This window comes from Acinetobacter sp. 1124_18A (assembly GCF_052824995.1).
Genome location: NZ_VTDF01000013.1, coordinates 18205 through 43549, shown reverse-complemented (window position 1 = coordinate 43549; position 25345 = coordinate 18205). Strand labels below are relative to the sequence as shown.

Below are 25345 nucleotides of genomic sequence, written 5' to 3'. Positions count from 1 at the left end.
AGGTCGAATATTATCCCTTTAATCGATAAATTTTTCCGACTGAATATTCAATTCAATGTCCCAATGCTTAAACTGCTCTTGCTCATCGTGCAAGTCGGCAACTAACAATGGCCATTGTTTGGCATCACCAGAAACACTAAGCTGCCATTGTTGATCATTTATGATGGTCAGTTCAATGGCAGGAAGCATCTGATCACTTCGACTATGGTTGAGTAAAACTGCTAGGCGAAGCAATAAACTTAAGTAAAGTAATTTATGACCACCAGCCTTCAAAATTTCGTTTTTTACATCATTTCGCAATTTACGACGATGGTGAGCAACTAAATGTGAAAGATGATTTTGATCAATTTGCGAGAACCCCGGAATATCAGAATGCTGTAATAAATAAGCACCGTGGCGATGATAACCGCCGTGACTAATTGCTAAACCGATTTCATGCAAATAAGCTGATCGACGCAGTAAGTCACTGTCTTCACTCGTTAAATTAAGAGATTTCGCGACACCATCAAATAATTGTTGTGCTGTATTGACAACACGTTCTGCTTGTTTAGGGTCAGCATTATAACGCCCCATTAGAGCTTGCACACTACGGTCGCGGATATCTTCATGTTTGAATCGACCTAATAGGTCATACATGACACCTTCGCGTAATGCACCATCAGAATATGCCAAACGATCAATTTCTAGAACTTCAAAAACTGCGTACAAAATTGCCAATCCGGCTGGCAAAACTGCTCGTCGATCTTCTCTTAATCCTTCAAAATCAATTTCAGAAACATTTTTAAACTTAAGTAATTTATCTTTAAGTTTATATAGCCCTTCTCGAGTGAGATTTTCTTGTTCATCACTTAAGCCCATATTGACCATAATTTGGCGACAGGCTTTAATCGTTCCACTTGAACCAACGACTGTATCCCACCCTTCCATTTTATAAGTTGTTGCAATAGCGGAAAGTTCTTTACGGGCAGCAACTACTGCTTTATCAAATGATTTCTGGGTAATTTCCCCATCAGAAAAGTAGGCCGTTGTATAAGCCACACAACCCATTTGCAATGACTCGGTGTAAATAGGTTCAAACTCTTCACCAATAATGAACTCGGTAGAACCACCACCAATATCAACAACTAAGCGACGCCCACCATTAGCCATGGTATGCGATACGCCCAAATAGATCAGACGGGCTTCTTCTCGTCCCGCAATAATTTCAATAGGTTTAGGTAAAATTTCTGCAGCTTTTTGAATAAATTCATGACCATTTTTTGCCTGACGCAAGGCATTAGTAGCTACAATTCGTAAACGATTAGCTTGAACAGAACTCAATCTTCCAACAAAACGGGCTAGACATGCCAAACCACGTTGCTGAGCAGCTTCCGTTAAATTTTTATTTTCATCTAAACCAGCTGCAAGCTGTACTTTTTCTGACATCGAAGCAACTTTTTTAACTTCGCCATGATCTACCCGTGCAATTGCAAGGTGAAAGCTGTTCGACCCCATATCTATGGCGGCAAGTAATTCTTCATCAATCAAAAAGTCAGACATTATTGAACTAAACCCATAACAATTCACGCCTAGAGTAATTCACACGAATGCAATTGAAAAGCCATTTTCATCAACAATTAACTGTCATTTATATTTTTCTATTTATGAGTTGATTGTACAAGTCGATGATGAATATCGTGAGCATCCATTAGACAAATTTAGTGAAGCCTTGAATAATAGCATCAAACCCTTACATTGAACTAAGTAGCTATGTAATACTGATAGAGATAATTTCTCCTGTAGTAATAGCACTTTTTCTAAAAATTGGAGCCGTACCATGTCTGCGACTATTGTAAATACAACTGATGATAACTTCCAAGCAGATGTTCTAGACGCTGAAACACCTGTACTTGTTGACTTCTGGGCAGGTTGGTGTGCGCCTTGTAAAGCAATTGCACCTGTTCTTGAAGACTTATCAAGTGAATATGCTGGTAAAGTAAAAATTGTTAAAGTTGATGTGACTTCTTGCGAAGATATTGCAGTGAAATACAATATCCGTAATATTCCTGCTTTATTACTTTTCAAAAATGGTGAAGTCGTAGCTCAACAAATTGGTGCTGTGCCTCGCTCTAAACTTGTTAGCTTTATTGATGAAAATGTTTAAGTCAAAATGCTAAGAATGAAAATACGCTATACTTTTTTATAGCGTATTTTTTTCGGCTATAAATTGACAAATTGACTAAGCTAGCTTATATTGCATGCTCAAGAGGCACTGAAGGGAATCATCTTCGTCCGGCTTCTTACAAGACACAAACATAAAGATCGCCACTCGGCAACAGAAATTGTTTTTTCACATTTTTCTTCGAAACAATCAATCAGACTTCTGAATTGTTATTGTGTAAATACAATTGCGATAATCTTTTTTGTATGCGAGCGATTTTTCTTCTTTTTAAACCACACTCTACTCTTTCCTAATTCTGACCCTTATGAATTTAACTGAACTCAAGAAAAAACCAATTGGTGAATTAATTAAAATTGCTGAATTTATGGGCCTGGAAGGTATGGCTCGTAACCGAAAGCAAGATATTATCTTTGCCATTTTGAAACGCCATGCAATGAATGGCGAAGAAATTTTTGGTGATGGCGTTCTTGAAATTCTCTCTGATGGTTTTGGTTTTTTGCGCTCTGCCGCAGGTTCGTATTTAGCAGGTCCGGATGATATTTATGTGAGTCCCTCACAAATCCGACGCTTTAACTTGCGTACAGGCGATACCATCACAGGTACTATTCGCCCTCCAAAAGAAGGTGAGCGTTATTTTGCGTTGCTCAAAGTTAACCAGATTAACTACGACACGCCAGAAAATTCTCGAAATAAAATTTTATTTGAAAACTTAACCCCCCTTTTCCCAACCGAACAATTGGTTATGGAACTCGGTAATGGTACGACAGAAGACTTAACTGCTCGTGTTGTTGACTTAGTTGCGCCAATTGGTAAAGGTCAACGCTCTATTATTGTTGCACCGCCAAAAGCGGGTAAAACAATGTTACTTCAAAATATTGCTCAATCTATTGTTAGAAATAATCCTGAAGTATTCCTGATGGTTTTATTAATTGACGAGCGTCCAGAAGAAGTAACCGAAATGGAACGTACTGTTCGCGGTGAAGTCATTGCCTCAACCTTCGATGAAGCCCCTGCTCGCCACGTGCAAGTTGCAGAAATGGTTATTGAAAAAGCAAAACGTCTTGTTGAACATAAAAAAGACGTTGTGATTCTGCTTGACTCAATTACCCGGTTAGCGCGTGCATATAACACCGTCATTCCTTCATCAGGTAAAGTATTAACTGGTGGTATAGATGCTCATGCATTAGAGCGCCCTAAACGCTTCTTCGGTGCTGCACGTAATATTGAAGAAGGCGGATCTCTTACGATCATCTCAACTGCTTTGATTGAAACAGGCAGTAAAATGGATGACGTAATTTATGAAGAATTCAAAGGTACAGGTAACCAAGAGATCACTCTTGATCGCCGTATTGCTGAAAAACGCGTCTTCCCTGCCATGAATATTAAGAAATCTGGCACCCGTCGTGAAGAGCGTTTAATGGATGATGATAACTTACGTAAAGTATGGATCCTCCGTAAGCTTCTTCATCCTATGGATGAGTTAGCGGCAATGGAATTCTTACTTGATCGCATGAAAGAAACCAAAACAAATGATGATTTCTTCGATCAAATGAAGCGTAAAGCTTCAACTTAATCGATTAATCTTCAATAAAAAGCCACTCTTTTGAGTGGTTTTTTATTTGGTTGACAAGCTTTACACAAAAATACATTTTGCAGTTTTTTATGTAAAATTATTTATAAGCTTTTGATAATAATTATTTTTGAATTAAAAAAAATAAGTTTTTTAATAGCTTACTTCTACCTTTCCAATACATTCGAGCCAATTGATTGTTTTTTTCTGTTAAAAAACAGACTGTTTTTCTCGTTTTCATACGTTTTTTTGACAAACGGCAGTAGTATTTCAGCATTTGCAGTGATAGCATAGCGGCAGACCAGTTAGACTGCTCCATGCGTTGTTACCTAGCTACGTTTTAGGAATAATAAAAGCAAAACAGTCCAACTTAGGTTTTTTTAATCTCAAATCTTTTTTGTGAGAGTGATGCCATGTTATTCAAAAAATTTGCTGCTGTTGCTGCTGTAGCTGCTACTTTAGCTTTCGTTGGTTGTTCTAAGAAAGAAGAAGCTCCTGCTGCTGCTTCTGAAGCTGTAGCTGCTGCTTCTGAAGCTACTACTGCTGCTTCTGAAGCTGCTACTGCTGCTTCTTCAGCTGTTGATGCTGCTTCTGAAGCTTCTGCTGCTTCTGCACCTGCTGCTTCTGCACCTGCTGCTTCTGCACCTGCTGCTTCTGCTGCACACTAATCTATATATTAGATTAGAAAAAAAGAGGACATTTTGTCCTCTTTTTTTATGCCTAAATTTTATATCCTAAAATTACTTTGCTTAATCTATCTAGATAAATTGACATCACATCATAGTTGAATAAAGCTATCTAATTATAAATAAAAAAAAGCAGATCAATCGATCTGCTCATTTCCAACGCGTTGTCTAAACTTTTGACCTGCTCTAAAGGTTACTACCCTACGTGCTGAAATTGGAATTTCTTCACCTGTTTTAGGATTACGTCCTGGGCGTTCGCGTTTATCTCTTAACTCAAAATTACCGAAACCAGAGAGCTTAACCTGCTCCCCCGCAATAAGTGCTTGGCTAATTTCGTCGAAGAACAACTCGACCATTTGTTTTGCTTCACGGCGATTTAAGCTGGTTAACTCACTTAAATGATCAGCCATGTCTGCTTTAGTTAATGCTGTCATGAGGCCCTCAATGTCGCTTGATAAGTGTTTTCTAACACTTGGATTATATTGTCCATACCAGATTTAATTTCAGCATCTTCAAGCGTACGTGAAGGATGTTGCCACAAAAGTGCAAACGCTAATGAGCGTTTACCTTCTTCGACACCCTGCCCCGTATACACATCGAATAACCATGTAGAGTCTAAAAGCTCTCCACCAGTTTTTTCGATTAACTGCTGAATATCTCTAACATTTATATTATCAGAGATTAAAAGCGCAATATCACGTCTAATCGAAGGAAAACGTGATAATTCTGTAAAATTAGATACATAAGATTGCAAAACAGCTGTTTGATCGAGTTCAGCAACCCAAGTCATGCTTAAATCAAGCTCATTTTCTAGAGACGGATGCAAACGCCCCAAATAGCCAATTGACTTACCTTCCACCAAGATTTCAGCCGATTGTCCTGGGTGCAACCACGCACGTTCTGAACGAACATATTCAACGCTTACACGTCCAGCAGCCAATATCTCTTCAATCTCACCTTTGAAATCAAAGAAATCCATTGGTTGAGGCTTAGCATGCCATGATTCTGTTTTTTGCGAACCGACTGCAACCAAAGCTAAGGTAGGAGTCTGTTGTAAGTCTTCAATATTCTTAGCATTTTGATAATCAAAACGCAGCCCAAATTCGAAGAAACGAACACGACTTTGCTGACGATTAAGATTATATTGTACGCAAGGAATTAAACTAGAAAGTAAAGTACTACGCATTGCAGCTAAATCACTTGAAATTGGATTTGCTAGCATCAATGGTTTAACTTCGGGATTTAATTGCTTTTCAAGTTTCGCATCAGCAAAGCTAAAGCTAATAGCTTCTTGATAACCCAACGTCACGATTGTTTGACGCAGCTCAGTGAGTTCAAAACGATCTTGGTATTTAGCAAATTTAACATCCATGCTTGGTAAGCTAATCTGGATATTGTCATAGCCATCAATACGCGCAACTTCTTCAATTAAGTCTTGATAAATAGCCATATCGTAACGATGTGATGGTGGTATTACGCTCCATTCACCTTCAGCCTTAACTGTTACCTTACAGCCTAGTCGAGTTAAAGCATCCGCAATAAACTCTCCCGCAACTTGATATCCCAATAATTGGTCTACCTGAGCTTGTTTCAGTTCAATTGCTTCACGCTTAGGAAGTAGATCAGTTTTTTCAGCTACAGTAATTGGACCAAACTCGCCGCCTGCTAACTCTTGAATAAGCTGAGAAGCACGATTCATTGCAATTAAAGGTAATTCGAAATCTACACCGCGTTCATAACGCTGCGAAGAGTCAGTATGTAAACCAAAACGACGAGCACGACCAGCAATCGCGAGTGGCGCGAAGAAAGCACTTTCTAGGAAGATATCAGTTGTATCATCGGTTACACTTGATGCTAAACCACCCATAATTCCAGCAATTGCTAGAGCTTTTTGGTCATCAGCAATCACCATGATATCTTCTTGCAACTCAACTTCTTGATCATTTAAAAGTTGTAGCTTTTCTTGCTGTGTTGCTTGACGAACATGTACAGTCCCTTCGATTTTAGACAAATCGAATGCATGCATTGGTTGACCCAATTCCATTAAGACATAGTTGGTCACATCAACCAAAATACTATGAGTACGGATTCCTGAACGTGATAAAGCCTGTGCCATCCACTCAGGAGTAGCAGCTTTTATATTAACATTTTTAACGACACGCCCTAAATAACGCGGAGCGCCTTCAGTACTGATAACTACTTTTTTCTCATCAGCAATGGCGGCATCAACCGTGTTAATTACGGGCTCATTCATTTGTAGCTTATTAATAACTGCAATTTCACGAGCAATACCACGAATACTAAAACAGTCACCACGGTTTGGCGTAATACTGATATCAATGACATTGTCGTCAAGTTTGAGGTATTCACGGATATTTACTCCGACTGGAGCATCAGCTGGCAGTTCGAGTAAACCATCGATTTTATCTTCAAGATCAATCTCAGAAGCACCACAAAGCATTCCTTGTGATTCAATTCCACGAAGTTTACCTTTTTTGATTTTAAAATCACCAGGTAATACCGCCCCAATGGTTGCAACTGGAGCTTTCATTCCAGCACGAACGTTCGGTGCACCACATACAATTTGTAAAGGCTCACCTAAACCAATATTCACTGTTGTAACACGTAGACGATCTGCATCAGGGTGCTGCTCAACAGTGAACACTTCACCTATTACAACACCAGTAAATGGTTTAGCAACAGGTGCCAATTCATCAACTTCAAGACCAAGCATCGTTAACTGATCAGACAATGTATCACTATCAATTGCCGGATTAACCCATGTACGTAGCCAATTTTCGCTAATCTTCATCTTTATAAACCTTTTTTAATCCTGAAAAACTGTTAGGCAAATTGGCGTAAGAAACGCACATCATTTTGATAGAACATACGCAAGTCATTAATGCCATAACGCAACATCGCAAAGCGCTCTACCCCTAAACCAAAAGCAAAGCCTTTGTATTTATCAGGATCAATACCCGCAGCACTTAATACATTTGGATGCACCATGCCACAGCCTAAAACTTCTAACCAACGGCCACGTTCATCCATAATATCTACTTCTGCGCTTGGTTCAGTAAACGGGAAATATGATGGACGGAAACGTACCTTTAAATCTTTTTCAAAAAATTCATTCAACAGGTTAATTAGTAAACCTTTTAACTCAGCAAAGCTGGTGTTCTCAGCAACGTATAAACCTTCGATCTGATGGAACATTGGCGAATGCGTTTGATCTGAGTCACAACGATAAACACGCCCAGGACATACGATACGAATTGGTGGCTCACTTGTTTCCATTGTACGAATCTGTACACCAGACGTGTGCGTACGCAGTAAATGAGTGGCATCAAAATAGAAAGTATCGTGCATAGCACGCGCTGGATGGTGACCAGGAATATTTAATGCTTCAAAATTATGATAGTCATCTTCAACTTCTGGACCAGTCGCAACTGTAAAACCAGCTTTAGTGAAGAACTGACAAATTCTTTCTTGTACTTGAGTAACAGGGTGAACTGTACCAACGCGTTGACCGCGGCCCGGCAAAGTAACATCAATCGTTTCACTTGCTAGCTTTTGCTCAAGTGCTGCCTGTTGTAATCCCGCTTGACGTTCTGTTAAAGCAGTATTAATTGTTTCTCGAACAGCATGAATCGCAGCACCTTGTACTTTGCGTTCTTCAGGGTCCATTTTCCCTAATGCTTTCGATTGTTCTGCAAGCTGGCTTTTTTTCCCTGTAAATTGCACACGCACCTGATCAAGTGCAACAAGGTCTTGAGCTGCTGCAATGGCAGCAAGCGCTTCTGTGGTCAGGGCTTCCAGTGACATATTAACTCTCAAAGCAACAAATTAAAAAAATATAATAAAACACTGCATTCTAACAGTTTTTCATCAGATTGATGAAGTTTATCCATCATGAAAAATGTATTAGGCAACAAAAAGATAAAACGTATAAGATAATAGCATCGTCAATGAGATCAACTATTATGGCGCTCAATCAAATTTGGAAACAACAACTTACGCTTGTAACGTATGGTAATGAATACCTCCGCCAAAACTTAAGCTTTACCCAATGGCGACAACATCATATTTTTGACCACCATAGTTTTCAATTTCGTGACTTAGCTTCTCAGCATTTACTCGCTCAACACTTTCAAGTTTGGCTAGAAGCGCTAAAAAAACAAGGTACCACTCAACTCAGTTTACATTTATCAAGCCTTCTAAATGAAGAGCAAAATCCAAACAACAATGTTGAGCTTTTACCTTATACCCATTTTATCGTTAGCCATCAAAATGATAAGAAATTTGCATGGATTTTTGGCCATGAACTTGCTGAATGGTATAACAGTGATAATGAGTTTGAAGCCCCTGCTTCACAAACCTGCGAGCTTCATTTAGAAACTTTCTGGCGCTTTGAACTCAATGAAAAATTATCAAAAAAAATTGAAGCTGATTTAAAAAATCCGCCATGGCAAGAAATAGCTGACTTTATGGATAGCGAATTATTTCGTAGTAAATATGCAGCAGGTTTTGAGGAACCAGAATTTCAAAAAGCTCATTTTGATGGTACAAGCATTACGAGCCAAGAACCAAGACTTGCTTTAATGCCAGAGAATTATCCTGCTGATTATGCTCATCAACTTTTATCTCGCACTCAAGCATTAGCCAATTATTTAAAGCAAAAAAAACGCCTTGCAAATGATCCGTTAGGAGAAGAGCTAGACCAAGAACAACTTATTAATTTAAGAAATTTTACACAAAAAACTGATGATTTGTTTGCCAAACTTATTGTTAAAGCTGCTAATCACTACCAAACAGCTCAGATCGTACCTGTAGTTAAAGCCTCCCCATTCGAGCAATCAAATGAAAACCCACAACATTTGAAATCTCACCACCATAAAGGCACTGGTTCAGGCGTTATTAAGCTGATTATCCTAACGATTATTATTTGTGCTCTGGCTTATTATTTTGGGCTTTAATCAAAATTACAGTTCCCATTGATAAAGTAACTCTGTTATTTCGAAGCCGAACTCAGGTAGTTCGGTTTCGCCAATTATTTTGGCTCCCATTTTTTCATAGAAGAGCCGACTTGGATTTTTATTAAAAACCTCTAAACGAATAAAAGCATAACCTTGATTTAAAGCACATTGATGAAACTTTTGAAACAACTCTTGTCCTATACCTTGCCTTTGGATTTCTTCCAAAAGATAAAAAGCAAAAATTTCAGCAATATTATTCTCTGGATTTAAGTAACCATCGAGAAAGCCTTTCACTATTCCATTTTCAATATAGATAAATAACTTATGATCAGGGCTTTTGGCGATTTCTTTCCATAACTGTTCTTTATCTAGTACTTTAAGCTCATCCAATATTTCCTGCTTAAGCATACCTGTATAGGTTTCTTTCCAACACTGCACATGTACTTCTGCAATAAATAATGCATCCTTAAAAGTAGCAATACGAATTTCTCTTTCATTTAGTGATTGCAATTCGTTTCCCTCATGTCACTACTTTTAAAGTAAAGCACCAATTTGTTGCATACAAACTTATTCAGCTAAAAGCCGCTCTCGAACATGCATTAAAGCAAAACCCAACAAATTTAAGCCTTGCCATTGAGATGGATCCTGAATATGTGGATGGTCTTGTGCCATACCAATTCCCCAAATTTTATCGACTGGAGATGCTTCAACCAAAATACGGTCTTTCGTTGCTAATAAGAATTCTTTCAATTTATGATGCTGAGAGAATTTAGCAAAGTTCGCCTGTACGACAATGTCAAACCGATTTTCTTGCCATACCTTTTCATCATAATTACGCACTTTACGACCTAGCTGTTTGGCTTCATTCGGATGTTTAACCTGCAAGATCTGTGCAAAGATCTCTTCATCATTAAATAATTTTGCTTTTTGCGCCATCATATAGTGCTCAGCAGTAAAGTATTCATCACCTTCCACTTTAAATTGCGCAGGAAACCACTGGCTAAAACAGCTTTTATCAACAAGATCAGCTTGTTTAGGAGTATGCCCCCAGAAACATAAGTATTTAAACTGGTGGCCTTGCTGTACTTTTTGAATTAAGTCATTTAGAAATTTTTCGTCTTTCATCATTTATCTCTGATTATTATCTCTTTTTAAAATAGAACCACTAAAAATAAAAAAGACCGCTAAAAAGCGGCCTCTTTTTGAATCTCTAAGCTTATGCAGCTAATGCGCCTTTAGCTTTTTCAGCTAAAGCAGCAAATGCTACTGCATCATGCATAGCGATGTCAGCTAATACGCGACGGTCGATGATCACTTGAGCTTTTTTCAAGCCATCGATCATACGGCTGTAAGACAAACCGTTTTGACGAGCACCAGCATTGATACGCGCAATCCATAGAGCACGGAATTGACGTTTCTTTTGACGGCGGTCACGATAAGCGTATTGACCAGCTTTGATTACCGCTTGGAACGCTACGCGGTAAACGCGTGAACGAGCACCATAGTAACCTTTAGCGCGAGCAAGAATTTTTTTGTGACGACGATGAGCCACTACACCACGTTTTACACGAGCCATTTATAATCTCCTTAGATGTATGGGCACATACGACGAACTGAGTTCACGTCAGAAACATGAACCATTACACAGCCGCGTAATTGACGGATACGTTTAGCAGATTTTTTGGTCAGAATGTGGCGCTTAAATGCTTGTTTGCGCTTGAAACCGTGTGCAGTCGCTTTGAAGCGTTTAGCAGCACCGCGGCGAGTTTTCATCTTAGGCATAACAACCTCTTTTGAACACCTGTTCGGAACGCTTGCACCATTGCAAAAACGACCTGCAGGTAAGGGAGCCGATATTCTAAAGCATCGCAACTTAAAACAAAAGTAAAATGCTCATTTTTTGATAGTAAATTGTCTATTTTATATAAACGTTATTTTCTATAATCAATTATCAAATTACGAGAAAATCCACAAAATCATCACCTATAATAAGTGCAATCTCTTAAATTCAAAAGAATATGAATATACAAAATGATGCTTTCGCTGCATTGCGATATCGAGATTTCTCTATCGTTACGATCAATCAGTTTTGCTTAACACTCGCAATTTTGATTCAAGAAATTATTGTTGCCTATTCATTATATCAAATCACCAAAGACCCACTGACTTTAGGTTTAATCGGACTCGCAGAAGCGATTCCTTTTATTGCCCTTTCTCTTTGGGGAGGCTATTTTGCAGATAGGTTTAATAAACAGATTATTATGAAAATCTGTTTATTTTTCTCAGTTCCTCTTCCCTTGGTTTTATGGTTACTTTTCCACTTACATGGTTTAGGGCATATCAGTGTTAGCTTCCTTTCTTGGGGTATTTATGCTGTTATTTTTGGTTTAGGAACAATCCGCGGTTTCTACAATCCTTCAGCAACTTCGTTAAAACCATTTTTAATTCCGCGTGAACTCTATGCAAATGGTGCGACATGGACAACCATCGGTTGGCAAAGTGGTGTAATTATTGGACCAATGCTGGGTGGTTTTATGCTTGCTTATTTAGGCAGGGAAACCAGTCTATTTAGTGTTGCTGCTTTACTCGCTATTTGCTTTATTTTAATTAATTTATTGCATAAACGTAGTTTCCCTAAAATTGAAACTAACAATATTTTAGAAAGCTTAGGAGAAGGTTTCCGTTTTATCTGGAAAACCAAAATTGTTCTTTGGGCAATTTCTCTTGATTTAGCTTCTGTTTTATTTGGCGGTGTTATCGCTTTATTACCAATTTTCGCAGAAGATATATTAAAAGTCGGCCCAGAAGGGCTTGGATATTTACGAGCAGCCCCATCTATTGGTGCACTAATCACTATGATTGCTTTGACTCGCTTTCCGCCAACTCAGCATGCATGGCGTAATATGTTGCTTGCTGTAGCAGGTTTTGGAATATTTACTATTCTATTCGCCTTCTCAAACAATATGTGGTTATCTCTTTTTGCTCTTGCTATGACAGGAGCATGTGACAGTATTTCTGTTGTTGTAAGACAAACCATTTTGCAAATTTTCCCACCAGAAAATATGCGAGGCCGCGTTGCTGCCGTAAACGGTATGTTTGTATCTTCGAGCAATGAGTTAGGAGCCTTTGAATCAGGTTTAGTGGCTAAATATTTAGGCACAATTACCGCTACAATTTTTGGAGGCTGTATGACTCTGGTAGTTGTGACTTTCTGTTGGCTCAAAACGAGCGATCTATTTAAAGTAGACATTACCAAAAGCTCAGAAGATTAATTTAAATATTTATAAATCAAAGCATCTTCGGATGCTTTTTCATTTTAAATAAAACCCATCATCACCCAGTAAATAAACAAATAGCGCCCTGCTTTGGCAATAATAACGATACCAAGGAAGCGCCAAAAATTTTCTTTGAAGAGTCCAGCAACCAAAGTAATTGGATCGCCAATGATAGGTGCCCAACTCAAAAGTAAGGAGTAAAAGCCATATTTATGATAAAAGTTTTGTGCTTGTTGTAAACGCTTTTCAGAAACTGGAAACCACTTTCGATGTTTGAATTGCTCTATCTTTAAGCCTAACCACCAATTGACACAAGAACCTAAGACATTACCTAAAGTAGCTATGCTAATTAAAAGCAAAGCTGAATGTTGACCCTTCAACAATAAGGTTACCAATACCGCTTCAGACTGTAGAGGTAATAAAGTGGCAGCGCCAAAAGCACTAATAAAAAGCAAAAAGTAACTCAGCATAATTAATTACACCAGACTACTTTTTGCTTTAAGGATTTATTAAATTCAGGCAAGAAATTAAGCCACTTTAATTGATAGTGCTTTTTGAACTGCTGGACGTGCTGTTAAGCGGACAATATATTCTTGTACGTATGGATAATCTTCAAGCTGAATACCTTGCCATTCATAACGTAAAATCCACGGCAAGATTGCCATATCAGCAATCGAGTATTCCCCAGCAACAAACTTCTGACCAATCAGTTGTTTATTGAGCACCCCATATAAGCGTTTAGTTTCATTTAAATAGCGCTCTATGGCATAAGGAATTTTTTCAGGAGCAAATTTATTAAAATGATGATTTTGTCCAAGCATCGGTCCTAAACCACCCATTTGCCACATGAGCCACTGCTCAACCTCAACTCGCTCTTGTTCATCATCTGGATAAAATAATCCAGTTTTTCTACCCAAATATTGCAAGATAGCGCCCGATTCAAATATAGAAATTGGCTCACCATGAGGTCCATTTTGATCAACAATCGCAGGAATTTTATTATTTGGGGAAATTCTCAGGAAATCTGGTTGAAATTGATCATTTTCTAAAATATTAATTGGGTAGAGGGTGTAATCCAGTCCCATTTCTTCTAAGGCAATTGTGATTTTATGTCCATTGGGAGTTCCCCAATAATATAGATCAATCATTCTATTTTCCTATTCATCATTATCATGACTGCGTCTTGCGTTATATCATGTTTTAAGAGGAACTATGATATTTCCCACACCAAAAAACACATAAAATTCGTGAATTGAATTTCTTAAAAAATATAGCAATTGTCTTAAATAAAACTGAATAAAAAAAGTTAAATGATGTTTTTTATTAATATAAGGATAAAAAAAAGCACTGCTTTTGCAGTGCTTTTTTTTGAGTATTACTTTTTCTTTTTCGGTCCAAGTAACATACCCATTTGACGGCCTTCCATTTTTGGTGCTTGTTCCACAACCCCAAACTCAGCCACATCTGCTTCAATTTTTTGCAATTGAGCTAAGCCAAGTTGTTGATGAGCCATTTCACGACCACGGAAACGTAAAGTGATCTTCACTTTGTTTCCTTCTTCAAGGAATTTCAAAATAGCACGAAGCTTAACTTGATAATCACCAACATCAGTTGCAGGGCGCAGTTTGATTTCCTTCACTTGCACTTGATGCTGTTTTTTCTTCGCATCTTTTTGCTTCTGCTTAAGGTCAAACAAGTGCTTGTTGTAATCCATAATTTTACAAACAGGCGGCTCGGCGTTTGCAACGATCTCAACAAGATCAAGTTCAACCTCTTCAGCAGCACGCAGTGCTTCACTTAATGAAACAATTCCTTTTTGCTCACCTTCAGCACCGACGAGGCGTACTTCTTTTGCACGGATCTCATCGTTAATTGCTGGACGGTTGCTTTTTGCACCTTGTTGTTGGTTACGGTCAGGCTGTTTAATCTTTCTTACTCCACAATATACCGGCCGCGATCGGCGACGGCAGACTTCACTAAGTCAATGAATGCATCTACTGACATAGTACCTAAATTTTTTCCTGAGCGTGTACGTACATTCACAGTACCTTCTTCAACTTCTCGGTCACCAAGAACTAACAAGTAAGGAATACGCTCTAGAGTACGCTCACGAATCTTAAATCCGATTTTTTCGTTTCTCAAGTCAGAAATAGCACGAAGACCATTTTCTTTGAGTTTTGCTACGACTTTCTCACAAGCTTCAGCTTGAGAGTCAGTAATATTCATAACACATGCTTGTAACGGCGACAACCAAGGTGGCATGAAACCAGCGTAGTGTTCAATTAGTATACCAATAAAACGTTCAAAACTGCCAAGAATTGCACGATGCAACATAACAGGTTGATCACGATCATTGTCTTCAGTCACGTAAGACGCATCTAAACGTTCTGGTAAATTGAAGTCACACTGAATAGTACCACATTGCCATACACGTCCGAGACAGTCTTTCAATGAGAATTCAATTTTCGGACCGTAGAACGCGCCTTCACCTGGTTGTAATTCCCACTCAAGACCCGCTGCATCTAAAGCATCTGCTAAAGATTTCTCAGCCATATCCCAAAGTGCGTCATCACCCACACGTTTTTCTGGACGTGTAGAAAGTTTCATTTGCACTTCTTCAAAGCCAAAATCTTTATAAACATCTAAAGTGAGTTTAATAAAATCTGCAACTTCTTGACCAATTTGTTCTTTAGTACAGAAGATATGAGCATCATCTTGTGTAAAACCACGTACACGCATAATACCGTGTAAAGAACCAGATGGTTCGTTACGATGGCAAGAACCAAACTCGGCTAAACGAATTGGCAAATCACGGTACGATTTCAAACCTTGGTTGAAAACTTGCACGTGACATGGGCAGTTCATTGGCTTCACCGCATAATTACGACTTTCAGAATGAGTCGTAAACATGTTGTCCGCGTAGTTCGCCGCATGACCAGATTTTTCCCAAAGCGTAAAGTCTACGATTTGTGGTGTTTTAATCTCGAGGTAACCATTGTCTTGCTGAACTTTACGCATGTATTGTTCAAGAACTTGGTAAATCGTCCAACCGTTTGGATGCCAGAACACCATACCCGGTGCTTCTTCTTGCATATGGAACAAGTCTAAGGCTTTACCAATTTTACGGTGGTCGCGCTTTTCAGCTTCTTCAATACGCTTAATGTATGCAGCAAGCTGTTTCTTATCAGCCCATGCTGTACCATAAATACGTTGAAGCTGTTCATTCTTCGCATCACCACGCCAGTAAGCGCCAGAGATTTTTGTTAATTTAAACGATTTTAAGAATTTGGTGTTTGGTACGTGTGGACCACGACACATGTCCAAATAATCTTGATGGTAGTACAAGCCCATTTGTGTTTCTTCAGGCATGTCTGCGATCAAACGTAATTTGTATTCTTCACCACGTGCAGTAAATTCAGCAATTACTTCATCACGCGGTGTCATTTTTTTAACGACATCGTAATCTTGATCGATGAGCTTTTTCATGCGCTCTTCGACAGCTGCCATATCGTCTAATGTAAAAGGACGAGGCATCCAGATGTCGTAGTAAAAACCTTCTTCAATGACTGGACCAATCACCATCTTAGCTTCAGGGAATAGCTGTTTAACAGCATGCCCTACAAGGTGCGCACAAGAATGGCGAATGATTTCAAGACCTTCTTCATCTTTTGGAGTGATGATTTGTAAAGTCGAATCTTCGGTAATTAAGTCACATGCATCAACTAAGCGATCATTTACTCGTCCGGCAACAGTATTCTTTGCTAGACCGGGCCCAATACTTTGGGCAACTTCCATAACAGATACAGCTTGATCAAAACTCTTTTGATCGCCATTTGGCAATGTGATAATTGGCATAAAAAAATCCTTAAGGAGTGATGCCCTATACGAAGGAGCATTTCACCGCGAGATTATGATCGAGGCGAACCTCAAAATATAAAAACGGTGTAAAGCAAAATTAAAAATCCTGAAAGATTTTACACTTGTTCAAGCAAAGTGAAAACCTTTGAAGCCATAAAATCATAAATACATTTTGCTTATCAGGTAAACAGCAATAAATGACTTAAAAAATATATGCTGAAGATTTTTTAAACACGCTCAGCCCAAGTAGTTTAAGATGAAGAAAATAGCATTTTTGCTCATTTTCTGACTGAAGGGTATTTCTGTTTAAGACTAAAGCATAGATGCGTTGATGAGTATTAAGTCATATTTTCAAAGAATGAATTAAAAATAGAACACGGAGTTGTTTACCATGGTTAGTGCTTATGATGAATTACCACGCACACCCGCAAACTTTGTTGCATTATCACCTTTACGTTACTTAGAGCGTGCAGCCTATATTTATCCAAATCAAGCTTCGATTATTCATGGTAAGCGCCAAATTTCATGGAAAGAAACTTACCAACGTTGTTGCCAATTTGCTTCTCAGCTCAAACAAGTGGGAATTAAAAAAAATGATACGGTATCAGTTTTATTGCCAAATATTCCAGCCATGGTTGAAGCACATTTCGCAGTTCCAATGGCTGGCGCTGTACTCAATGCGCTTAATACACGTTTAGATGCAAAAACCATAGCTTTCATGTTGGAACATGCTGAAAGCAAAGTGCTTTTGGTTGACCCTGAGTTTGTTAATTTGGCAAGAGAGGCCCTCTCTCTTATTCCTGACCAACACATTATTGTGATTGATGTAGCTGATGATGAATATGAAGGTAAAAATCAGTTTATCGGCTCTTTTGAATATGAAGAATGGATAGCCCAAGGCGATATTAACTTTGTATGGCATTTACCAGAAGATGAGTGGGATGCAATTAGCTTAAGTTACACATCTGGAACGACGGGCAATCCTAAAGGTGTTGTTTATCATCATCGTGGTGCTTATCTCAATGCTGCAAGTAATATCTTAGCTTGCGGAATGAAACCCCGTGCTGTGTATTTATGGACATTACCCCTTTTCCATTGTAATGGTTGGTGTTTTGCATGGAGTATCGCAGCTAGCGGTGGAACGAATATTTGTTTGCGCAAAGTCGATCCAGAATTAGTCATGAAACTCATTGCAGAACATAAAGTTGATTATTTCTGTGGTGCACCGATTGTTCTTTCAATGATTATTAACTTACCTAAAGAAAAACAAACTAACTTTGATCACCATGTTGAAGTAATGGTTGCTGGAGCAGCTCCTCCAGTTGCTATTATTGAAGGTATGCGAAATATGGGGATTAACGTAAACCATGTGTATGGCTTAACAGAAACGTACGGTCCTTCCGCTCTATGTGCATCGCAATCAGGATGGAATGAGCTATCAATTGCTGAACAAGCTCAGCTTCATTCTCGTCAAGGTGTTCCCTATCCATTACAGGACAGTATGCGTGTGTTAGATCCCGAAACAATGCAGCCTGTCCCGAATGATGGACAAACTATGGGAGAAATTATGTTTCGTGGCAATATTGTCATGAAAGGTTATTTAAAGAATCCCCAAGCAACCCAAGAAGCTTTTGCTGGTGGATGGTTCCATACGGGAGACTTAGCAGTTTGCCATCCAGATGGTTATGCAAAAATTACTGATCGCTCAAAAGACATTATTATTTCAGGTGGAGAAAATATTTCATCTCTAGAGGTAGAAGATGTGTTGTATAGACACCCAGCTGTTTTAACTGCTGCGGTCGTCGCTAAACCCGATGCTCGTTGGCAAGAAGTACCCTGCGCATTTATTGAGTTAAAAATGGGCGCTACAGCAACGCCTGAAGAAATTATTGAACATTGCCAAAAAGAATTAGCACGCTTTAAAGTTCCTAAAGATGTGGTCATTACAGAAATTCCAAAAACATCGACCGGCAAATTACAGAAGTTTATTTTGCGCGAATGGGCAAAAGAACGTGCTGAGAATATATAAATAAAAAAAAGCGACGCTCAAGGCGTCGCTTTTTTTATTTAAGCGCATTTAGCCTTGATCAGACAATAATGCGATTTGCTGTACATAGTTAACAAATTTAACTTTTGATGCCTCGATTTCTGCTTCACTCAACTGTTGAGTTTTATCACGATTGATTCTCAACACATGTTGACGCAAGGTATGACGTTCCGATGCATTATAAATTTTACTAAATTCATTAATTGCAGGATCACCCTGTTCAATCATGCGGTCAACCCAACGCATTAATTGAGCCTGTCTTTTTGCGCCTTGCTGCGGAGTTAAATAAGACAAAATAACGGTCTCATCTTCATTGCGCAACAATTTACCAATACGTTGAAATTGGCGACGACGTGCTTCAAAAGAACTAATGTTCTGCACTTCCATTAAAGCATCAATTAAACGCTCATCAACTGGAAGTTTCTGAATTTGTTTAATAGAAAGTTGTGCGAGTTGCTCACCTAAAGCAGCCATGCGTTGCACTGCTTTTTTCTGTTCGGTTTTACTTGCACGTCCTTCTAAAGAACCAAAATCTTCTTCACTATAACGTTGGGAACCACGTGCCACGATTAATCTGCCTCATAAAATTTTGCTGCGAATAACGCCAGTACTTCATTTAATGCCTGTTCTTCGTCGGTACCATCAATGACCAATCGCAAAGTGGTCCCTTTACCTGCACCTAACATCAGCAAAGACATAATATTTTTTGCATCTACTAAATGATCGCCTTTTCCAATCTGGATCGACGAACGAAACTTTGTAGTGACCTCTATCAGTTTCCCTGATGCACGAGCATGTAAACCGAGTTTATTAATTACATCAACAGTTGTGTCTATCATGACCAGTGCTTCATTTCTCTGTGTAAGACCTGAACAGACCATTCTGCCTCAAGTGCTTGTTTTAGTCTATCTACGATATAAACCGAACGATGTTGCCCCCCAGTGCAACCAATAGAAATCGTCATATAGTGACGGTGTCCTTCAGCAAATGCGGGAAGCCATTTTTTTAAGAAGTGAAGAATATCATCAAACATTTCGTTTGCTTGAGGACTCGCTTCTAAAAATAGTCTTACTGGCTCATCCAAACCAGAAAAACGTCTTAATTCTAAATCCCAATGCGGATTTGGTAAATGCCGTACATCAAAAACATAATCGGCATCTAAAGGAATGCCATGTTTATATCCAAAGGACTGCAATATGACAATAAGCTTATCTGACTGCCCCAGTTTAGACAGTAAAATATGCTTTAAATCATGAACGCTTTTATCCGTTGTATCAATATGAACCGTAGCTCGAAACTGAATTGGAAGCAGTAACTGCTTTTCTTCATGAATACATTGCAACAGACTTTTGAAACGGTTAGCTAATGGATGTGGGCGACGAGATGCACTAAAACGCGCAATCAAATCCTGATCTTGCGTCGTCAGGTAAATAACATCAACAGTTCCATGCCTTTGTAATTGCTCAAAAACATGATCGAACTCTTGCATATCTGCCCGAGTACTTCTTACATCCACACCTAAAGCTAATTGCTCCAGATTATTTTCATGATCTAGCTTTGCCACAATTTCAGGCAGCAATGCCAAAGGCAAATTATCAATACAGTAATAGCCCAAATCTTCTAATACTTGAAGGGCTGAAGATTTTCCTGAACCAGACTGTCCTGTCACGATAAGTATACGCTTCATGGCATGGCTGTCCTTTGATCTCTTTTATTGGGGTGTAAAGGCAACTTCTAAATTGTCAATCAAACGGGTTGCACCCAGTTTTGCCGCGACAAATAACACAATATCACGATCAAATTGAGTAGTAGGTAACAGATTTGTCTGACGAGCTTCGACATAATCAACAACAAAGCCATTATCTGTCAACTGAGTTTTGATATCTTCTACAACTTGTTGCAAATCTTTGCCTTGATGTAACTGTTGCTCAGCCTGCTTCAAACTTTGATAAATAACCGGAGCAATCTGACGGTGTTCAGCGCTTAAATAACCATTTCTTGAGCTAAGCGCCAAACCATCTGCTGCACGAACAATTGGCACACCAATCACTTCTAAAGGAATATTTAAATCTTGTACAAACTGGCGAATCACTGCTAACTGTTGGTAATCCTTTTGTCCAAAGAAAGCGTAGTTCGGTTGCACAATATTAAAGAGCTTCGTTACAACCAAAGCGACACCATCAAAGTGTCCTGGACGTGAACTACCGCATAAAGCATCTGTAATCTGATTTACACTGATGTTCGTTAAACGCGGTTGTGTACCGTACATTTGCTCAACTGATGGCGCAAAAATAATGTCACAGCCTACATCGGCAAGTAAGCGACTATCTTGCTCTAAAGTACGCGGGTAGTTATCAAAATCTTCGCCCGGACCAAATTGAGTTGGATTTACGAAGATGCTTACAACCACAACATCACATAATTTTTTCGCTTCACGGACAAGTGTGAGATGTCCTTCATGTAGATTTCCCATTGTTGGGACAAAACCAATAATTTTACGTGCAGCTCTAGCAGGATTTAAAGAAGCTGCAAGACCTTGTATGGTGGTTTCTGTTTTCATGAATTACAGCTCAACGTGAAAAGTATGTTCTTTGGCAGGGAATGACTGATCCTGCACAGCCGCATGAAATGCTTTAAAAGCATCTAAAATGGCAGTTTCACCTGATTGCTCTTTCATAAAGTTACGTACAAAACGAGCAACTCGACCAAAAGTTAAACCTAACATATCTTGCACAACCAATACTTGACCATCAGTTGCATTACCTGCACCAATACCAATTACAGGTGTATTAGGGAATAATTCAGCAATTTCTTGCCCCAACTGAGCAGGAACACATTCAAGTAATAATACTGACGCGCCCGCTTCAACCACTGCTGTACAATCAGCAATGAGCTGATCTGCCGCTTCACGCGTTCTAGCTTGTAATTTATAGCCACCAAATACATGTACAGATTGAGGCGTTAAGCCTAAATGTACACAAACAGGCACACCATTACGGGTCAAAACTTGCACGATTTCACTTAACCATGCGCCGCCTTCGATTTTCACCATTTGAGCGCCAGCTTGCATGACTGTTCTTGCATTTTGCAAAGCATCATTCAAGGTTGCATAACTCATAAATGGCAAGTCTGTCATAATCAAGGCATGCTGGTTACCACGACGAACCGCTGCCGTATGATAAGCCATATCTTCAACGGTTACTGGCAAAGTTGAATCTCGCCCTTGAATTGCCATTCCAAGAGAATCACCAATTAAGATTGTATCAATTTCAGCAAGTTCCATTGCTTTTGCCATGCTTGCATCGTAACAAGTTAGACAAGAGAACTTACGTCCTTCGGCTTTAAATTTTCTTAAGTCACTTAGACTAATCATGATGATATCCTCTACAGGAGTTTGCAGAACATAATGAATCGAGAGCTTAAGCCCAAGACTCATCCGCAAGTACAGTCAGTGTCGGCTGCTGTATCAGTTCTAAATTTTTAAGTGGTTGATCATTAATCTGTAAATCAGCATCTAAATCTAATAAAGGAATCACAACGAAATCTCGCTCTAGAATTCCTATGTGCGGCACAGTTAAGCGCTCATTGTGAATTTTTTCATTGCCATATATAAGCAAATCTAGATCTAAGGTTCGCTCACCCCAACGACGAAGTCGTACACGACCAGCTTCTTGCTCAAACCGTTGTAAATGATCCAGCAAATCTAAAGGCTCAAGATCCGTATTTAATTCTGCAACTGCATTTAAATAATTTGGCTGATCTTGAGGGCCCATAGGTGGACTTTGATAAAGTCTAGAAACTTTAACCATTCCTAACGTCTTAAGCTTAGCAATGGCTTCAGATAAAATTTGACGTGAATCGCCTAAATTACTTCCTAAACCAATATAAGTGGTTATTGTCATTGCGTTGGCCCAAAAACAACTTGGCTTAAATCGCGTTGTACCCGCTTACGTTTTAAAATTGGATGATCGCCCGTCACGCCTGCTTGTGAGGCAGTCGCTTTTTCAACAAACTGGCCTACAGCCTGATCTTGTCTGGTACGTTCTTTTTTCCCACGACGAGTGCGTGGTTCCGGAATATCAACCAAAGGTTCAATTTCCGTGTCAACTTTATTATTTTCGATAGGCTCAGCAGCAGCTTTACGACGGTTTCTAGCTTTCTGACGATTATATTGGCTAATAGCAGCTTCTTTTTCGTCATTTGACATTTCTTGGTAAGTTTCCCACCAGCTTCCCATTCCTTGTGTTGCGTCATCACCTGACTTTTCACGAAGTAATAAGAAGTCAAAACCAGCACGGAAGCGAGCATGCCCTGCCAATGCTTCTATTTGCTGTGGTTTTGGATTAAGCAAACGAGTCTGCATTTCCCAAACTTCACGAATAAAAGTTTCTGCAAAACGAGGAATAACAGTGCGTGTTGCTTGACGTTTTAAAACATCTAAACCAGCCTGCGCACGGGCTTCAGCCGGCACAATGCCTTTAGATAAATAAAATTCACAACGCTCTAAAAACGGTTGCCACAATAACACTGCATAGAAAAATGCAGGATTAATGGTTTTACCCACTTGTATACGTTGATCTGTATTCTTCGCTGCTCTTAAAATAAATGGGGTGAGATTAGGTTGAACATCGGCAAAAAGTTGCTTCCAGACACCAAACTCAATCAACATTGGCAAAACACGCGCCAAATGTCCCATTGTGAACAGCTTCTGAGATTCATCATATAAACGATGCGGAGAAACATCACGCAATAATTGCGTCATTTCAGCATTAAAGATATCGAGAATATTTGAATCAATTTTGAAATTTAACTTGGCTGCAAAACGTAAAGTTCGCAGCATACGCACTGGGTCTTCTTCAAAACGCTGTGCTGGATCGCCTAATAAACGTAGAGTTTTATTTTTAACATCGTCCATCGCTTTGCAGAAGTCGAGCACAATACTCTTACGCGGTTGGTAATATAGCGTATTGATTGAAAAGTCACGGCGAGCAAAGTCTTGTTCGATGGTACCCCAGTTATTGTCACGTAAAATCATGCCAGAGGCACTGGTAACTGCTTTTTTAGGAGGGGCACGGAATGTTGCAACTTCAATAAGCTCACGCCCTGAATAGACATGTGCCAATTCAAATCGACGACCAATGATTCGGCAACGTCTGCCAAAAACTTCTTTAATTTGAGAAGGTGTCGCATTGGTGACTGCATCGAAATCTTTAGGATTAAACCCTAGCATTAAATCACGGACACCACCCCCAACAATATAAGCTTCATAGCCAGCTTTATTCAGGCTATCGATCACATCTAAAATCGAAGAAGGAAGTTGGGCTGTGGACAAACCACATTTTGACGCTCGCAAGGTTTGCAAAAGACGCTGTCTCCTACGTCAGTACGTAAATAACAAGTTGTCGCTAATCATAGCTCTAACGCACACAAAGGGCAATTTGATTCTCTGTAGTTTGCGCATGAAATGACAATTGACAAACACATGATTTATAAACTCAACCGCGTTTTATTCTTTTCAAAAATGGCTGGACCTATGCCTTTTACGTTTTTAAATTCATCAATATTTTTAAAGCCACCATTCTTTTGACGGTATTCTACAATCGCCTGAGCTTTTTTTTCACCAATTCCTTTTAGCTTTTGAAGCTCTTCAATATTGGCTTGATTCAAGTGAACTTGTCCTGAAGAATCAGTCATGGCTGAGCTTTTTGGAACTTTAGAATGAGAGGCATGCTGCATGCTCAACTTCTGATCATACATCTGCTGTTTAGCCTTCCACTCCTTAAAATTTTGATCGAAAGATTGAGCCTGAATGAAGGTTGATGAAATCAGGCTCCAAAATAAAATAATAAAAATATAAGACTTACTCTTCCAAAGACTCATGTTGAGCTGCATGTGTTTTTTCCCCTAACCGTAACTGCCGCTTTGCCTGATTCCACAATTCATCCATTTCAGACAAGGTCATGTCCTCTAATGTTCTTTGCTGTTTTTGAGCTTGATCTTCAATAAAAGCAAAACGGCTTCTAAATTTATGTATTGTTGATAAAAGTGATGTTTCACTTGAAATTGCAAGTTTACGTCCAACATTGACTAATGAAAACAGACAATCTCCAAATTCATCTTGAATTTCATCAATATTTTGATTTTTTAGCGCTTGCTTGAACTCATCTAGCTCTTCTTCTAGTTTTCCATAAGCATCTTCTACGGTTTCAAAGTCAAACCCAACTTTTGCGACATTTTCTTGAATTTCTTGTGCCTGTAATAGTACTGGCCCATGCTTTATTTCATCTAATCTTGATTGCGGCTTGCCTTGTTTTTCTTGTTGTTTAATTTGTTTCCATAACTCACTTACTTGTTCTGGCGTTAAGTTATTAAATTGATCTGCCTGAAAAACATGTGGATGACGGCGAATTAACTTTTCACTTATTGCCTCAACAACATCTTGAAAATTAAAAGCACCTTGCTCACTAAACATTTGTGATTGAAACACAACTTGTAATAACAAATCGCCTAGCTCATTTTTGATTTCATCGATATTACCCTGACGAACAGCAGCCTCAACTTCATATGCTTCTTCAATCGCATATTTAGTCAGTGACATTGGGGTTTGCTCTTGATCCCACGGACATTTCTCTCGTAACTCTTGCATGATTTTAAGCAATTTATCCATGATAACCCTCAAGTTTAAAAAGTCGGTCAGTAAAACTAAGATTTTAATTTGTTATGATCAAAATCAAAGCGATTAAATCAGTCGCACTATTGTACTGACAAAGAG

Annotated in this window: 26 protein-coding genes and 2 pseudogenes; 6 read left to right on the top strand and 22 right to left on the bottom strand. The window is 39.0% G+C overall.

Annotation, left to right across the window (positions count from 1 at the left end; translation table 11 throughout):
- Positions 1–18: 18 nt before the first annotated feature.
- Positions 19–1539 (bottom strand): exopolyphosphatase, encoded by a 1521-nt coding sequence (gene ppx, locus FY048_RS18025; RefSeq protein ID WP_016139208.1) that lies wholly within the window; start codon positions 1537–1539, stop codon positions 19–21.
- Between the two features lie 277 nt (positions 1540–1816).
- Between ppx and trxA the strand changes: the two genes are divergently transcribed.
- Together trxA and rho are read left to right on the top strand one after the other, a co-directional pair.
- Positions 1817–2143 (top strand): thioredoxin, encoded by a 327-nt coding sequence (gene trxA / locus FY048_RS18020; RefSeq protein WP_003655060.1) that lies wholly within the window; start codon positions 1817–1819, stop codon positions 2141–2143.
- A gap of 322 nt (positions 2144–2465) precedes the next feature.
- Positions 2466–3734 carry a transcription termination factor Rho gene (rho, locus tag FY048_RS18015; RefSeq protein WP_016139209.1) on the top strand — a complete coding sequence of 423 codons (1269 nt, stop codon included), beginning with the start codon at positions 2466–2468 and terminating at the stop codon, positions 3732–3734.
- A gap of 193 nt (positions 3735–3927) precedes the next feature.
- Here the strand turns inward: rho and FY048_RS18010 are convergent.
- Positions 3928–4050 (bottom strand): annotated as a pseudogene (locus FY048_RS18010) (hypothetical protein); the annotation flags it as partial.
- A gap of 94 nt (positions 4051–4144) precedes the next feature.
- On the opposite strand from FY048_RS18010, the pseudogene FY048_RS18005 reads away from it, so the two are divergent.
- Positions 4145–4339, top strand: a pseudogene (locus tag FY048_RS18005) (hypothetical protein); the annotation flags it as partial.
- Between the two features lie 215 nt (positions 4340–4554).
- On the opposite strand, the gene FY048_RS18000 reads toward FY048_RS18005, so the two are convergent.
- The 3 genes from FY048_RS18000 to pheS are packed head-to-tail and all read right to left on the bottom strand — an operon-like array spanning position 4555 to position 8242.
- Positions 4555–4851 carry an integration host factor subunit alpha gene (locus FY048_RS18000; RefSeq protein WP_000126166.1) on the bottom strand — a complete coding sequence of 99 codons (297 nt, stop codon included), beginning with the start codon at positions 4849–4851 and terminating at the stop codon, positions 4555–4557.
- A complete protein-coding gene (pheT, locus tag FY048_RS17995) occupies positions 4848–7229 on the bottom strand; it encodes a phenylalanine--tRNA ligase subunit beta (protein ID WP_446092041.1) in 2382 nt (793 codons plus the stop codon). The genes FY048_RS18000 and pheT overlap by 4 nt, the downstream gene beginning before the upstream one ends.
- A gap of 32 nt (positions 7230–7261) precedes the next feature.
- The gene (gene pheS / locus FY048_RS17990) at positions 7262–8242 is read right to left on the bottom strand and encodes a phenylalanine--tRNA ligase subunit alpha (protein WP_016139213.1); all 981 of its coding nucleotides are present in this window, start codon (positions 8240–8242) and stop codon (positions 7262–7264) included.
- 158 nt (positions 8243–8400) lie between these two features.
- Here pheS and FY048_RS17985 point away from each other — a divergent pair, with 158 nt between their 5' ends.
- Positions 8401–9393, top strand: coding sequence for a hypothetical protein (locus tag FY048_RS17985; protein WP_446092040.1), 993 nt, complete (start codon positions 8401–8403; stop codon positions 9391–9393).
- Positions 9394–9399: 6 nt separating this feature from the next.
- Here the strand turns inward: FY048_RS17985 and FY048_RS17980 are convergent, their stop codons facing one another.
- The 4 genes from FY048_RS17980 to rpmI all read right to left on the bottom strand — a co-directional run bounded on the left by FY048_RS17980 (position 9400) and on the right by rpmI (position 11175).
- Entirely contained in the window at positions 9400–9903 is a 504-nt protein-coding gene (locus FY048_RS17980; RefSeq protein ID WP_446092039.1) for an N-acetyltransferase family protein, read from the bottom strand.
- 57 nt (positions 9904–9960) lie between these two features.
- Entirely contained in the window at positions 9961–10518 is a 558-nt protein-coding gene (locus tag FY048_RS17975) for an NADAR family protein (RefSeq protein ID WP_446092052.1), read from the bottom strand.
- 91 nt (positions 10519–10609) lie between these two features.
- Positions 10610–10969 (bottom strand): 50S ribosomal protein L20, encoded by a 360-nt coding sequence (gene rplT / locus FY048_RS17970; protein ID WP_000124858.1) that lies wholly within the window; start codon positions 10967–10969, stop codon positions 10610–10612.
- A gap of 11 nt (positions 10970–10980) precedes the next feature.
- The gene (rpmI, locus tag FY048_RS17965; RefSeq protein ID WP_003655048.1) at positions 10981–11175 is read right to left on the bottom strand and encodes a 50S ribosomal protein L35; all 195 of its coding nucleotides are present in this window, start codon (positions 11173–11175) and stop codon (positions 10981–10983) included.
- Between the two features lie 236 nt (positions 11176–11411).
- Between rpmI and nreB the strand changes: the two genes are divergently transcribed.
- On the top strand, positions 11412–12665 hold the full coding sequence (gene nreB, locus FY048_RS17960) for a nickel resistance MFS transporter NreB (RefSeq protein WP_446092038.1): 1254 nt from the start codon (positions 11412–11414) through the stop codon (positions 12663–12665).
- A gap of 44 nt (positions 12666–12709) precedes the next feature.
- Here the strand turns inward: nreB and FY048_RS17955 are convergent, their stop codons facing one another.
- The 4 genes from FY048_RS17955 to thrS form a co-directional block, all read right to left on the bottom strand.
- Positions 12710–13138 (bottom strand): YqaA family protein, encoded by a 429-nt coding sequence (locus FY048_RS17955; RefSeq protein ID WP_446092037.1) that lies wholly within the window; start codon positions 13136–13138, stop codon positions 12710–12712.
- 57 nt (positions 13139–13195) lie between these two features.
- Positions 13196–13816: a glutathione S-transferase N-terminal domain-containing protein gene (locus tag FY048_RS17950; RefSeq protein ID WP_446092036.1), complete on the bottom strand. Its 621-nt coding sequence runs from the start codon at positions 13814–13816 to the stop codon at positions 13196–13198.
- A gap of 227 nt (positions 13817–14043) precedes the next feature.
- A complete protein-coding gene (infC, locus tag FY048_RS17945; protein WP_080592984.1) occupies positions 14044–14595 on the bottom strand; it encodes a translation initiation factor IF-3 in 552 nt (183 codons plus the stop codon).
- 5 nt (positions 14596–14600) lie between these two features.
- Positions 14601–16523, bottom strand: coding sequence for a threonine--tRNA ligase (thrS, locus tag FY048_RS17940; protein WP_446092035.1), 1923 nt, complete (start codon positions 16521–16523; stop codon positions 14601–14603).
- Between the two features lie 394 nt (positions 16524–16917).
- On the opposite strand from thrS, the gene FY048_RS17935 reads away from it, so the two are divergent.
- Complete coding sequence (locus FY048_RS17935) at positions 16918–18555, top strand: acyl-CoA synthetase (RefSeq protein ID WP_446092034.1); 1638 nt, start codon at positions 16918–16920, stop codon at positions 18553–18555.
- Between the two features lie 48 nt (positions 18556–18603).
- On the opposite strand, the gene yjgA is transcribed toward FY048_RS17935, so the two are convergent.
- The 9 genes from yjgA to mazG form a co-directional block, all read right to left on the bottom strand.
- Positions 18604–19140 carry a ribosome biogenesis factor YjgA gene (gene yjgA, locus FY048_RS17930; protein ID WP_016139223.1) on the bottom strand — a complete coding sequence of 179 codons (537 nt, stop codon included), beginning with the start codon at positions 19138–19140 and terminating at the stop codon, positions 18604–18606.
- 2 nt (positions 19141–19142) lie between these two features.
- Entirely contained in the window at positions 19143–19412 is a 270-nt protein-coding gene (locus tag FY048_RS17925; protein ID WP_013198928.1) for an HPr family phosphocarrier protein, read from the bottom strand.
- Positions 19409–20260, bottom strand: a complete 852-nt coding sequence (rapZ, locus tag FY048_RS17920) for an RNase adapter RapZ (protein ID WP_004794551.1) — start codon at positions 20258–20260, stop codon at positions 19409–19411. Before rapZ ends, FY048_RS17925 begins: the two co-directional genes overlap by 4 nt.
- 24 nt (positions 20261–20284) lie before the next feature.
- A complete protein-coding gene (gene panC, locus FY048_RS17915) occupies positions 20285–21133 on the bottom strand; it encodes a pantoate--beta-alanine ligase (protein ID WP_446092033.1) in 849 nt (282 codons plus the stop codon).
- 3 nt (positions 21134–21136) lie between these two features.
- Positions 21137–21946 carry a 3-methyl-2-oxobutanoate hydroxymethyltransferase gene (gene panB, locus FY048_RS17910; RefSeq protein WP_151744297.1) on the bottom strand — a complete coding sequence of 270 codons (810 nt, stop codon included), beginning with the start codon at positions 21944–21946 and terminating at the stop codon, positions 21137–21139.
- Between the two features lie 46 nt (positions 21947–21992).
- Positions 21993–22475 (bottom strand): 2-amino-4-hydroxy-6-hydroxymethyldihydropteridine diphosphokinase, encoded by a 483-nt coding sequence (gene folK, locus FY048_RS17905; RefSeq protein WP_446092032.1) that lies wholly within the window; start codon positions 22473–22475, stop codon positions 21993–21995.
- On the bottom strand, positions 22472–23935 hold the full coding sequence (gene pcnB, locus FY048_RS17900) for a polynucleotide adenylyltransferase PcnB (protein WP_446092031.1): 1464 nt from the start codon (positions 23933–23935) through the stop codon (positions 22472–22474). Before pcnB ends, folK begins: the two co-directional genes overlap by 4 nt.
- A gap of 125 nt (positions 23936–24060) precedes the next feature.
- Positions 24061–24465, bottom strand: coding sequence for a ComEA family DNA-binding protein (locus tag FY048_RS17895; RefSeq protein ID WP_446092030.1), 405 nt, complete (start codon positions 24463–24465; stop codon positions 24061–24063).
- Positions 24434–25240 (bottom strand): nucleoside triphosphate pyrophosphohydrolase, encoded by an 807-nt coding sequence (gene mazG / locus FY048_RS17890; protein WP_446092029.1) that lies wholly within the window; start codon positions 25238–25240, stop codon positions 24434–24436. Before mazG ends, FY048_RS17895 begins: the two co-directional genes overlap by 32 nt.
- Positions 25241–25345 lie beyond the last annotated feature (105 nt).

What these genes read in the sequence shown, in the direction of transcription:
- ppx (WP_016139208.1), bottom strand. Translation starts at nt 1,539, where the DNA reads ATGTCTGACTTTTTGATTGATGAAGAATTACTTGCCGCCATAGATATG.
- rho (WP_016139209.1), top strand. Translation starts at nt 2,466, where the DNA reads ATGAATTTAACTGAACTCAAGAAAAAACCAATTGGTGAATTAATTAAA.
- pheT (WP_446092041.1), bottom strand. Translation starts at nt 7,229, where the DNA reads ATGAAGATTAGCGAAAATTGGCTACGTACATGGGTTAATCCGGCAATT.
- FY048_RS17975 (WP_446092052.1), bottom strand. Translation starts at nt 10,518, where the DNA reads ATGAAAGACGAAAAATTTCTAAATGACTTAATTCAAAAAGTACAGCAA.
- pheS (WP_016139213.1), bottom strand. Translation starts at nt 8,242, where the DNA reads ATGTCACTGGAAGCCCTGACCACAGAAGCGCTTGCTGCCATTGCAGCA.
- trxA (WP_003655060.1), top strand. Translation starts at nt 1,817, where the DNA reads ATGTCTGCGACTATTGTAAATACAACTGATGATAACTTCCAAGCAGAT.
- panC (WP_446092033.1), bottom strand. Translation starts at nt 21,133, where the DNA reads ATGAAAACAGAAACCACCATACAAGGTCTTGCAGCTTCTTTAAATCCT.
- folK (WP_446092032.1), bottom strand. Translation starts at nt 22,475, where the DNA reads ATGACAATAACCACTTATATTGGTTTAGGAAGTAATTTAGGCGATTCA.
- FY048_RS17935 (WP_446092034.1), top strand. Translation starts at nt 16,918, where the DNA reads ATGGTTAGTGCTTATGATGAATTACCACGCACACCCGCAAACTTTGTT.
- FY048_RS17955 (WP_446092037.1), bottom strand. Translation starts at nt 13,138, where the DNA reads ATGCTGAGTTACTTTTTGCTTTTTATTAGTGCTTTTGGCGCTGCCACT.
- rapZ (WP_004794551.1), bottom strand. Translation starts at nt 20,260, where the DNA reads ATGAAGCGTATACTTATCGTGACAGGACAGTCTGGTTCAGGAAAATCT.
- rplT (WP_000124858.1), bottom strand. Translation starts at nt 10,969, where the DNA reads ATGGCTCGTGTAAAACGTGGTGTAGTGGCTCATCGTCGTCACAAAAAA.
- mazG (WP_446092029.1), bottom strand. Translation starts at nt 25,240, where the DNA reads ATGGATAAATTGCTTAAAATCATGCAAGAGTTACGAGAGAAATGTCCG.
- thrS (WP_446092035.1), bottom strand. Translation starts at nt 16,523, where the DNA reads ATGCCAATTATCACATTGCCAAATGGCGATCAAAAGAGTTTTGATCAA.
- FY048_RS17985 (WP_446092040.1), top strand. Translation starts at nt 8,401, where the DNA reads ATGGCGCTCAATCAAATTTGGAAACAACAACTTACGCTTGTAACGTAT.
- nreB (WP_446092038.1), top strand. Translation starts at nt 11,412, where the DNA reads ATGAATATACAAAATGATGCTTTCGCTGCATTGCGATATCGAGATTTC.
- FY048_RS18000 (WP_000126166.1), bottom strand. Translation starts at nt 4,851, where the DNA reads ATGACAGCATTAACTAAAGCAGACATGGCTGATCATTTAAGTGAGTTA.
- FY048_RS17950 (WP_446092036.1), bottom strand. Translation starts at nt 13,816, where the DNA reads ATGATTGATCTATATTATTGGGGAACTCCCAATGGACATAAAATCACA.
- FY048_RS17895 (WP_446092030.1), bottom strand. Translation starts at nt 24,465, where the DNA reads ATGCAGCTCAACATGAGTCTTTGGAAGAGTAAGTCTTATATTTTTATT.
- FY048_RS17925 (WP_013198928.1), bottom strand. Translation starts at nt 19,412, where the DNA reads ATGATAGACACAACTGTTGATGTAATTAATAAACTCGGTTTACATGCT.
- rpmI (WP_003655048.1), bottom strand. Translation starts at nt 11,175, where the DNA reads ATGCCTAAGATGAAAACTCGCCGCGGTGCTGCTAAACGCTTCAAAGCG.
- panB (WP_151744297.1), bottom strand. Translation starts at nt 21,946, where the DNA reads ATGATTAGTCTAAGTGACTTAAGAAAATTTAAAGCCGAAGGACGTAAG.